Annotated in this window: 8 protein-coding genes and 1 pseudogene; 4 read left to right on the top strand and 5 right to left on the bottom strand. The window is 69.1% G+C overall.

Annotated features, from left to right (window positions below; all coding sequences use genetic code 11):
* The 4 genes from AWZ10_RS33305 to solA form a co-directional block, all read right to left on the bottom strand.
* The coding region (locus AWZ10_RS33305; protein ID WP_060892868.1) for an ABC transporter ATP-binding protein at positions 1-1,015 on the bottom strand (1,015 nt) is incomplete at its 3' end.
* Entirely contained in the window at positions 1,008-2,117 is a 1,110-nt protein-coding gene (locus AWZ10_RS33300) for an ABC transporter substrate-binding protein (RefSeq protein ID WP_060892867.1), read from the bottom strand. The genes AWZ10_RS33305 and AWZ10_RS33300, both read right to left, overlap by 8 nt.
* A gap of 303 nt (positions 2,118-2,420) precedes the next feature.
* Positions 2,421-3,101 carry a haloacid dehalogenase type II gene (locus tag AWZ10_RS33295; RefSeq protein WP_060892866.1) on the bottom strand — a complete coding sequence of 227 codons (681 nt, stop codon included), beginning with the start codon at positions 3,099-3,101 and terminating at the stop codon, positions 2,421-2,423.
* A 119-nt stretch (positions 3,102-3,220) separates the two neighbouring features.
* Positions 3,221-4,360 (bottom strand): N-methyl-L-tryptophan oxidase, encoded by a 1,140-nt coding sequence (gene solA, locus AWZ10_RS33290; RefSeq protein ID WP_060892865.1) that lies wholly within the window; start codon positions 4,358-4,360, stop codon positions 3,221-3,223.
* Between the two features lie 265 nt (positions 4,361-4,625).
* Here solA and AWZ10_RS33285 point away from each other — a divergent pair, with 265 nt between their 5' ends.
* Positions 4,626-6,263 carry a PucR family transcriptional regulator gene (locus AWZ10_RS33285; protein WP_425264520.1) on the top strand — a complete coding sequence of 546 codons (1,638 nt, stop codon included), beginning with the start codon at positions 4,626-4,628 and terminating at the stop codon, positions 6,261-6,263.
* 98 nt (positions 6,264-6,361) lie between these two features.
* The gene (locus tag AWZ10_RS48570; protein WP_234360797.1) at positions 6,362-6,742 is read left to right on the top strand and encodes an exonuclease domain-containing protein; all 381 of its coding nucleotides are present in this window, start codon (positions 6,362-6,364) and stop codon (positions 6,740-6,742) included.
* A 411-nt stretch (positions 6,743-7,153) separates the two neighbouring features.
* Here AWZ10_RS48570 and AWZ10_RS33280 read toward each other — a convergent pair.
* Positions 7,154-8,077: pseudogene (locus AWZ10_RS33280) on the bottom strand (isocitrate/isopropylmalate family dehydrogenase); the annotation flags it as partial.
* A gap of 211 nt (positions 8,078-8,288) precedes the next feature.
* Here AWZ10_RS33280 and AWZ10_RS33275 point away from each other — a divergent pair.
* On the top strand, positions 8,289-8,729 hold the full coding sequence (locus AWZ10_RS33275) for a VOC family protein (RefSeq protein WP_060892863.1): 441 nt from the start codon (positions 8,289-8,291) through the stop codon (positions 8,727-8,729).
* Between the two features lie 279 nt (positions 8,730-9,008).
* Positions 9,009-9,893, top strand: an 885-nt coding sequence (locus AWZ10_RS33270) for a questin oxidase family protein (protein ID WP_060892862.1), incomplete at its 3' end; no start/stop codon positions are given.

Below are 9,893 nucleotides of genomic sequence, written 5' to 3'. Positions count from 1 at the left end.
CGTCGATGCGCACGCCGGCGCGGACCAGGGTGCCGACGTAGGTGGCGGTCTCGACCGTGCCGGTACAGAACCCGTCGTCGGCGGCGCAGGCGTGCAGTCGGCCCGGCTGCACAGCGACCTTGACCTCCTTGCCGGAAGCGAGGTCATGACGCCGCGCCTTGAGCAGGCCTCCGGACTCGTCGAGGCGGACCAGGGTGTGTTCGTCGGTGTGCTGTTCGATGCGGCCGGGCAGGAAGTTGGCGGCGCCGAGGAAGTCCGCGACGAAGGGGGTCTTGGGGCGTTCGAACAGTTCCCGGGGGGTGTCGAACTGCTCGATCAGGCCGTTGCGCATGACCGCGATCCGGTCGGACATGACCAGTGCTTCTTCCTGGTCGTGGGTCACGTAGATGACGGTCAGGCCGAGTTCCTGCTGGATGGTCTTGATCTCGACCTGGAGCTGGTCGCGGAGCTTCTTGTCCAGGGCGCCCAGCGGTTCGTCCATGAGGATGACCGGGGGGCGGTAGACCAGTGCCCGGCACAGGGCGACACGCTGCTGCTGGCCGCCGGACAGCTCGCGCGGCTTGCGGCCGCCGAACCCGGACAGGCCCGCGATCTCCAGCGTCTCCCCGACCCGCCTGCGGATCTCACTCTTCGCCACTCCGCGCAGCGTGAGCGGGAAGGCGACGTTCTCGCTGACCGTCATGTGCGGGAACAGCAGATACTGCTGGAAGACGAAACCGAGGTTGCGTTTTTGCGGGGCAAGCCGCGTCACATCCCGGTCTCCGACGGTGATGGTGCCGGAGTCGGGTTCGCAGAACCCGGCGATCATCATCAGGGTCGTGGTCTTGCCCGACCCCGAAGAGCCCAGGAAGGTGACGAACTCACCCGCCTCTATCTCCATGGACGCCTCGTCGACGGCGACGACGTCCCCGTACGTCTTGCGCAGGGCCACCACCGACAGCGCTTTGCCCGTCGCGGTGGCCGGCAGGCCGCCGGCCGCCTTCACCGACGGTGTGACCACATCGAATTCAGCCACGAGCCCACTCCAGCCAGCGCTTGGTGACGGCCGCTTCGTTCTTCAGCCACCAGTCGATATCCGTGTCAAAACCCTGGTCGTAGTACTTCGGCGCACCGGAAAGCGCGTTGCGCTCCTCCTCGGACAGCTGCTCGTAGGCCAGCGGAGAGGACGGGTTCGACGAGAAGGCCCTGGCCAGGTCGGCCTGGCTCTCGGCCCGCAGCGCGAAGTCCATCAACCGGTAGGCGTTGTCCGCGTTGGCCGCACCCTTGGCGACGGCGTAGCCGGAGAACTGACGGCGCATGCCGTTGAGCTGCCGCTCCACGGGGACGCCCTGCTTCTGCAGATCGGCGATCCGCCCGTCCCACACGGTCGACATCGTCACCTCCTGCCGGCTCAGCAGCACACCGGGCAGCGGGCCGCTGTCCCAGAACTTCTTGATGTCCGCCCGCAGCCGGGTCATCACCTTGAAAGCACGGTCCACATCCAGCGGATACAGCTTGTCCATCGGCACGCCGTCGGCCAGCAGCGCGAACTCCAGCTCCGGCAGGTCACCGTCCGGACTGACCATCGCCCGCCCGCCCTTGAACGCCTTGGTGTCCCAGAAGTCCGCCCACGACTGCGGCTTCCTGCCACCGAAGGCATCGGTGCGATACGCGATGCACTGGCCGTAGAAGCTGAAGCCGACGGCGTGCTCGGTGATCTGGTTCTGGGGGATCTTCGCGCTCTTCAGGCTCTTGAGCCGGTCCAGGTCCAGCGCCTCCAGGGCGTCCTGTTTCACATACTTGTGGTGCGACATCATCGAGTTGTTGATGAGGTCGCACTGCGGCCGGCCCTGCTTGATCTGCGCCAGCAGCGGAGCATCGTCCAGATTCAGCACCTTGACACCGATACCGGTCTCCCGCGTGAACGGCGTATAGACCGCCTTCTGCAAAGCAGCACCGAACGAACCGCCGCTGTCACGGACCACCACCGTCTTGCTGTCCTTCCCACCGGTGCCGGTGGAAGCGCTGCGGCTGGTGCCGGTGCCGCAGGCGCTGAGGGCGGTCGCGGCGGCGAGACCCGCCGTGGCTCCGCCGACGCCGCGCAGGAAGAGCCTGCGGTCTATACGGGCGTCTCTCATGGTGTGCCTCCTGAGGGTGGTGCTACGGGGAAAGAGGGACGGTTGGGGATGGGGATCCAAGGTCGGGGGCTGCCTTGTGGGATCTGAGGCCCGCGCCGGCGACGGCGGTGAGGGCCGTGCATGCTGTAGGAGATCCGTCCGCCGGCCGGGGCGTGGACCGTGTGCTCCACGCCGTCGGTCGGGTCGATGACGCGGCCGAGGCCGTCGTCCTCAGCCCGGTACGTCGAGTTCTACGCGGGCGTCGCCGACCAGCTCGGCAGGGGTCCTTCGGGGCTGTCCGTGCGGGACGGTGTGCGTCGCGAGTCAGATGCCGAGCATGGTGTTGAGGTCGTCCAGGGACTTCACCGTCACGTAGTCGTAGCCATGGGTGACCGGGTCGTTGCCACGGTCCAGGAGGATCAGGTTGCGGAAGCCCATGTCGTGCATCGGCATCAGGTCGTAGCGGGTGTGCGAGGAGACGTGCACGAAGTCCTCGGGGGATGCGTCGAGCTGGTCGAGCATGTACTCGAACGCGGCATAGCGGGGCTTGTAGTAGCCGGCCTGCTCCGCGGTGTAGACCGCGTGGAAGTCCGCCCCGAGCCGGGGCACGCTCTCCTCCAGGAAGGCGTCCCCCGCGTTGGAGAAGATCACCAGCTTGTAGTTCTCGCCCATCTTCTTCAGCGGTTCCGGCACGTCGGCGTGCGGGCCCCAGCTGCGCACGCCGTCGGCGAACCGCTTGCCCGCGTCCGGCGCGGCCTTCACACCCCACTTGCGGCAGACCCGCTCGAAGGAGTCCTGCAGCACCTCCTCGTAGGGGTAGTACTCGCCGCGGACCTGGTCGTAGCGGTAGCCGCGGAACTCCCGGACGAACTGGTCCCAGTGCTCGGCGGGGATCTGGTCGCCGACGAGCTCACGCGTGATGGGGGTCATCGGCCACTCGATCAACGTGCCGTAGCAGTCGAACGAGACGTACTTCGGTCGGAACTGAAGCGAGGGGATAGGCATGAGGATGCTCCTGTCTTTGCTCAGGCGAACTGGTTACGGCCGGGGTATGCCTTCTTTAGGCATGCCTATGACAGAGGTGTCGAGGTGAGCGGGGGCGATGCCGTCGGCATCGCCGCGGATCAGGCGGCGCCGACTCCTGCCGGAGCGAGGAAGTCGATGGGGTGATCAGTGGTGCCGTCGAGCGCCAGATCGGCGGCGATCTCGCCCATCGCGGGCGAGAGCTTGAAGCCGTTGCCGGAGAATCCGGCCATGACGATGATGTCGTCCTCGCCGGGGAGATGACCGACGAGCGGGTTCTTGGACTCCGTGTAGCCCTCCATGTAGGCCGACATCCTGATGGGGTCGGGGTTCAGGTCGGGCATCAGCTCGGCGATGACCTCGTGGAAGGTGCCGAGTTCTTCGGGGCGGCGGACCGTACGGTCGAGACGTTCGGGCTCGGGCACCGGCAGATGGCGTGCGAAGGAGAGACCGAGCTTGACGGAGACGCCGTCCGGCGACGGGAGCCCGAAGCAGTCGTGTGGTGTGGCGCGGACGAAGGGGGGAGCTCCGCCCGTGAACCAGTCGTGGCGGGTGGGCAGGTGCCAGGAGCAGACCACCCGGCGGACCTCGATGCTCCGTGGGAGGTCCGGGAGCAGTGTGTTGATCCAGGGGCCGACGGTCACCACGGCGGCGTCCACGTGGTCCGTGCCCTGGTCGGTGACGATCTGTACGCCGCCTCCCGACGCGGGGGCGATCTCCCGCACCGGGGTGTAGCGGTGCAGCCGAGCGCCCAGCTGTTCGGCGTGGGTGGCGGCGGCCTGGACCGACGCCTCGGGCCGGATGATGGCGCCCATCCGGTCGAGGACGGCGGCGTGTCCGTCCGGGAGGCGGTGCTGCGGGTAACGGCGGGCGAGTTCCTCCCGCTCCAGTACCTCGTGATCCAGAAGATGGGCGGCGCTGGAAGAGAGGAGGAGGCGCATGGCCGGTGATGCGGTCTCTCCCATCACGAGGCAGCCGCTGCGGCGTCGCAGCGTCCGGCCCGTCTCCGCCTGGAGCTGCTCCCACAGCCCGTCCGCGAGCCGCAGCAGCGGAATGTACCCGGGTTCGCCGAGGTGGGCGGATCGGAAGATGCGGCTCTCGCCCCCGGCCGCGCCGCGGTCGTGACCTGGCGCGTACCGGTCGTAGCCGATGACCTCGGCTCCGCGGGCGGCCAATCGCCACATGGCCTGGCTGCCCATGCTGCCGGCACCGATCACGGCGACGCGCTTCGGGATGCGCATGAGGTCGCTCCTTCCGATGGTGTGGTCTGGGTGGCAGTCGGGCCCCAGCATGGTGCGGACACCGTGCGGTCCCTTCCGGTTCGGGTCCTGCTGGGGATGGCGTTCACTCTCGGCCCGAGGGAACCTGCAGGTCAACCCACACTGTGTTCTACCTTGGGGCCTTCTCGAGACGGTCTGTCATTGCGGACGGCCGGGCTGCACCAAATGCCGGCCACCCCCTTGTCACGGTGAGTGGCCGGTGCGAGGGTGAGCCCGATCCCCTCGGATGAAAGCACCCCCTATGCCGCCCAGACGCCCCGCAACCGGGTATTTCCCCACCATTACGGAGGTACTGCGTCTGCCCGTGCTTGCAGAAGGGATGCCACGCGTGCTGGCCGGTGAGGCACAGCTGGACAGGGCGGTGCGTTGGGTACATGTCACCGAGCTGCTCAACCCTGCCGAGTTTTTGGAGGGCGGCGAGCTGGTGCTGACGACCGGCATGCCGTATCCCGAGGACGCCTCCGAGCTGCGCGGCTACGTCGACCAGCTTGCCGACGTCGGCGCGGCCGGTCTGATCGTGGAGCTCGGATACCGGTACCGGAAGGTGCCCGACGAGTTGGTGGCGGCGTGCCGTGCCCGTGAAGTGCCGCTGGTCGAGCTCGCCCGTGGCGTCCGGTTCATCGACGTCACGCAGACGGTGCACGCGGTCATCCTCGACGCCCAGGGGGCCCTGTTGCGTCGCGGGAGGGACATCCAGGACATCTTCACCGCCCTGACACTGCGGGGCGCGGACCCCGAGGAACTGGTGCACACCACCGCGGAGCTCACCGGAGCCCCCGTGGTGCTGGAGGATCTCACCCACCGGGTCCTGATGTGCGAGCTGCTCGGCCGGCCGTACGAGCCGGTGGTGTCGGCCTGGTCGCGGCGTTCACGGGCCGTCCCTACGCCGGAGAGGATCACGCCGAGCGGCCCGGAGGGGTGGTTGATCGCGCCGGTGCAGGACCACCACGGGCTGTGGGGGCGGCTGGTCCTGCTGGAGGGCCGGCTGAACGCCGAGCCCGACCCGGAACACGTCCTGGTGCTGGAGCGTGCGGCGGTCGCGCTGACCATGGCGCGCCTGGCCGGGCCGGCCTGGTGGGAACGCCGGGCCCACCGCTCCGTACTGCGGGACCTGTACGAACGGCGTTTCCGCTCTCCCGCGGACGCGCGCGCCCGCGCCGAGGCACTGGGGCTCCCGGCCTTGGGGCACCGGCTCTTCGCCGTGGTCATCCGCCACACCTGTACCGGCACCGAGGGTGAGCACCTCGACGAACGGATCGCGAAGGCGCTGGCGCAGACCGGCGTCCGCGCCCTGGTCGGCGAGACGGCCCCGGGCCGGATCGGCGTACTTCTGGCACTGGCACAGGCGAGCGCCTGGCAGCCGGTCGCCGAGCGGATCGGCCGTCTGACCCGCGAGGAGCTCGGACCGGAGGCCGTCGTCGCCGTCGGCCCCGGGGTGACCGACCTTGCCGGCATCGCCCGTTCGTGGCAGGAGGCGGAGCAGACGGCCGAGGCCATCACACGAGCCTCTCCGGAGCGGTGGTTCTACGTCCCCGCCGACGTCCGGCTGCCGGAGTTGCTGGGCGTCCTGCGGGAGGACACCCGTCTTCAGCGATACGCGGAACGGCAACTGACCCGCCTCATCGAGCACGACGACCGCAACAGCGGCGATCTGCTCCCGGCACTGCGCGCCTATCTGGCGGCGGCCGGGAACAAGTCGGTCGCGGCGAAACGCGCCGGCATGTCCCGGCAGGCGTACTACCAGCGCCTCCACACCATCGAACGGCTCCTCGGCTGCGACCTCGAATCAGGTCTGCAGCGCACGTCCCTGCACGTCGCCGTGTTGGTTCTGGACGCAGGAGAAGCAGGTGTCCCCGACGCATGACGGACACGCCGGCCATCACGCGTAGTGGCCTTGCGGCGATCGGTGCCCGAGAAAGACGCCTTGCGTACGCGCTTCGTGCTCGACCTTGAGTTCACGTCATGGCAGGGGCGCTCGAGCACGACCGGGCGGCACCGGGGCAGCCTCGTGAGATCGTGCGGATCGGTGCGCCGCGGCTGCGCGAGGACTTCTCCGTCGCCGAGGAGTTCGAGGCGCTGGTGCGGCCCGTGACCAGTCCCCGACTGCCCGCCTGCTGCACCGCGCTCACCGGCATCGACCCGGAACGGGTGGACCGCGAGCGAGTCCCGTCGACCGAGGCGCTGAGCGAATTCCTCGGTTTCTGCCGGGGCGGGCCGCGCTCTCTCATCCGGGAACGACATGGTTGTTCTCGGGGGAGAGCCTGGGCTGGGCGCCCGCCCGTGGGGACGAGGTCAAGAACGGCTTCCTCCCCGCCTGTCTCGTCAGCATCCGCCCGTGGCTGAACTCCCGCACCGGCCACGGAGACGGTCAACCTCGGTCGCCTGTGGCAGGTGCTCAGTCTCCCCTCGCCCGGGGCCGGGCAGGAACATTCGGCGCCCCTGACTGCGTCTCGCGCAGGGCGGGCCCTCACCGGTCCGTGTGACGAGGGTCGCTACTGAGGTTTTCACCCTGAGGGCTTGGAGGGAAGCAACACCTTGATTCCCTCCAAGCCTTCAGGGTGACGGTGATCTCGCTGGTGGGTGTTCCTCCTCGTTGAGGTCCTTGAGGAACGGGGGCGCAACCGGGACGCGGAACGGTCCTCTCCGCGAGGGAGGGACGGTGGGGGCGCGGCTCGGGACAAGGGAGAGGGCGCGCGGGAGTGCCCGGTGAGCGGTGGGCGTCGTCGTCCCTGCCGCCCACCGAGGGGAGGTGGCTCAGAGGAGCTCGGTCAGCTTGTCGGTGAACTCGGCGGTGGTCGCGGTTCCGCCCAGGTCACGGGTGCGGATATCGGTCTTGGCCAGCACGGAGGCGATCGCGTCCGTGATGTCCCTGGCCGCGGCGGGATAGCCGATGTAGTCGAGCATCATGGCCGCGGACGAGATGGCGCCCAGTGGGTTGGCGATGCCCTGGCCCGCGATGTCGGGCGCGGAGCCGTGCACCGGCTCGAACATCGAGGGGAAGTCCCGCTCGGGGTTGAGGTTGGCCGCCGGGGCGATGCCGATGGATCCGGCGACCGCGGCCGCCAGATCGCTGAGGATGTCGCCGAAGAGGTTGGAGGCGACGACGACGTCGAAGCGGGCTGGTTCGAGGACGAACTTGGCCGCGAGCGCGTCGATGTGCTCCTGGTCCCAGGCGACCTGCGGGAACGAGGCGGCCCGCTCGGTGACGAGCTGGTCCCAGAACGGCATGGTGTGCACGATGCCGTTCGACTTGGTCGCGGAGGTCAGGCGGCCGCCGCGCTGGGAGGCGAGAGTGAAGGCGTAGTCCAGCACGCGTGTGACGCCGGCCCGGGTGAACACGGCCTCCTGCACGGCGATCTCGTCCGGGAAGCCTCGGTTGAGCCGGCCGCCGACCTCGCTGTACTCGCCTTCCATGTTCTCGCGCACGACGACGAAATCGACCTCGCCCGGCCGTGCACCGCGCACCGGACTGTCGATGCCTTCGAAGACGCGGATGGGGCGGAGGTTGACGTACTGGCGGAAGCTGCGCCGGATCGGGATCAGCAGCCCCCACAGCGAGACATGGTCGGGCACCCCCGGGTATCCCACCGCGCCCAGCAGGATCGCGTCCTTGTCGCGCAGCTGGTCGATCCCGTCGGTGGGCATCATGGCGCCCTCCCGCAAGCGGGGACAACACGCTGCGGCTGATCGTCTTCATGGGAGCGGCCACCCGCGTCGCACTCACCGTTGGTGGTGGGGCCTGGCTCGCGGGTCTGCCGTAGCGGTACCGAGGCGTGATCCAGATTTTTCGGAGTTCGGCGGTCTGAGGATGTCGAGAACGTGCCACCGGCTCCGTCCCAGGGACATCAGCGGCCACCACCGGCCGCACGAGGAAGTAGGAGAGACCAGCATGGCGATTCAGCGGATGGACAACGTCGGCATCGTCGTCGAGGACCTGGACGCCGCCATCGCGTTCTTCGTCGAACTCGGTATGGAGCTGGAGGGCAGGGCGGAGGTCGAGGGCCCCGTCGCCGACCAGTGCACCGGACTCGACGGCGTCCGCTGTGACATCGCGATGGTCCGGACCCCGGACGGTCACAGCCGGCTCGAGCTGGCGAAGTACCGCAGCCCCGCGGTGATCAGCGCCGGGCCACGCAACCGGCCGCACAACATTCTGGGCACGCACCGCGTCATGTTCGCCGTCGACGACATCGAGGACACCGTTGCCCGCCTGCGCCCTCACGGCGCCGAACTCGTCGGCGAGATCGCCCGGTTCGAGGACAGCTATCTGCTCTGCTACGTCCGCGGCCCGGAGGGCATCATCGTCGGACTGGCCGAACAACTGCGCTGAGAAGGAGAAGCCGAACCATGCGGCCGAAGAGGATCGTCGAGGTTCTGAACCGCCCGATCAGCCAGGAGCCGCTGGCCCGTGACGCGACCCGCCTGGCCCACGGCTGGCCAACTCGACGCTCAAACGGGCCGACCATCGCGACGGGACACCACCTGCACCGCACACCGTCACCATCACTCGGCAGGACAGAACTTGAGTCACCGGCACTTGAACCTAGGCCTGTAGGTGTAGGTCTCCAGCCTGTTACGCAAGGTCGTCGCGGTCGTTAGCGTCGGGGGCATGGACAAGACCGGGGCCCTCGACGAAGCTCTCCAGCGACTGCACCACTATGGACCTGAACGCGACGGTTGGTTGTCCAACCACGGTCCGATGGCGGTGGAGGCGCTGGTCCGCAACGGTCACGCGGCCACCGTGCACCGCTGGCTGGACTACTACCGGGACAAGCTGGAGGACCTGCCCCGCGCCACCGATCCGATCACCGAGGACGGATGGCGGGAAGCGTTGGGTGATCCCCGCCGGATCGGCGACTGGACGGCGCACTTCGTTCGCCAGACCGCCGGCCGGCCGTGGCGCGAGGTGCTGGTGCAGTGGTGGCCACGCCTGCTGCCGGGCATCGCCGCCGGTGCCACCCACCCGGTGATCCGTGTCGGCCATGCCGTCCGCACCCTCCTGGACGACGACCACGGCAACGACGCGAGCGCCGGGCCGAGCACCGACCCGCGTACCGCAGAACTGGCCCATGGCCTCGCCTACTGGGCGGCCCGCAGCCTGCCGACGCCCGGCGGCGCTGCGCCGGGCGGCACCGCCTGCCCAAGTAAGGCACTGGACGGCATCCCGTCGATCGCGGACCAGGACAGGGGCTTCCGCGACGGCCTCGCGCAGCTGACCGCAACGCCCGGATGGACGGCGGCGACCGCCGCACTCCGTCCGGCAGCGACACCTGAGGAGGCCCGCGACGTGCTGGCAGAGCTCGTCCGGGCAGCCGCGAACCGCTACGCCACGCACGGCCACCTCAGCCCCATCATGCTGGTGCACGCCGCCACCGCGCCCAACGCCGTGCTGCGCACCCTGCCCGCGCTGCCGCCCGCGCTGTGGGCACCGAGTCTGAACGCCGCCTGGACGGCGAGCGCCGCGGTGACCGCCCTGTACTCACCGGCCACCCCG

Source organism: Streptomyces europaeiscabiei, assembly GCF_001550375.1.
Lineage (GTDB): Bacteria > Actinomycetota > Actinomycetes > Streptomycetales > Streptomycetaceae > Streptomyces > Streptomyces europaeiscabiei.
This window is presented reverse-complemented; position numbering and strand designations above follow the sequence as displayed.

What these genes read in the sequence shown, in the direction of transcription:
- AWZ10_RS33300 (WP_060892867.1), bottom strand. Translation starts at nt 2,117, where the DNA reads ATGAGAGACGCCCGTATAGACCGCAGGCTCTTCCTGCGCGGCGTCGGC.
- AWZ10_RS33295 (WP_060892866.1), bottom strand. Translation starts at nt 3,101, where the DNA reads ATGCCTATCCCCTCGCTTCAGTTCCGACCGAAGTACGTCTCGTTCGAC.
- solA (WP_060892865.1), bottom strand. Translation starts at nt 4,360, where the DNA reads ATGCGCATCCCGAAGCGCGTCGCCGTGATCGGTGCCGGCAGCATGGGC.
- AWZ10_RS33285 (WP_425264520.1), top strand. Translation starts at nt 4,626, where the DNA reads ATGAAAGCACCCCCTATGCCGCCCAGACGCCCCGCAACCGGGTATTTC.
- AWZ10_RS48570 (WP_234360797.1), top strand. Translation starts at nt 6,362, where the DNA reads ATGGCAGGGGCGCTCGAGCACGACCGGGCGGCACCGGGGCAGCCTCGT.
- AWZ10_RS33275 (WP_060892863.1), top strand. Translation starts at nt 8,289, where the DNA reads ATGGCGATTCAGCGGATGGACAACGTCGGCATCGTCGTCGAGGACCTG.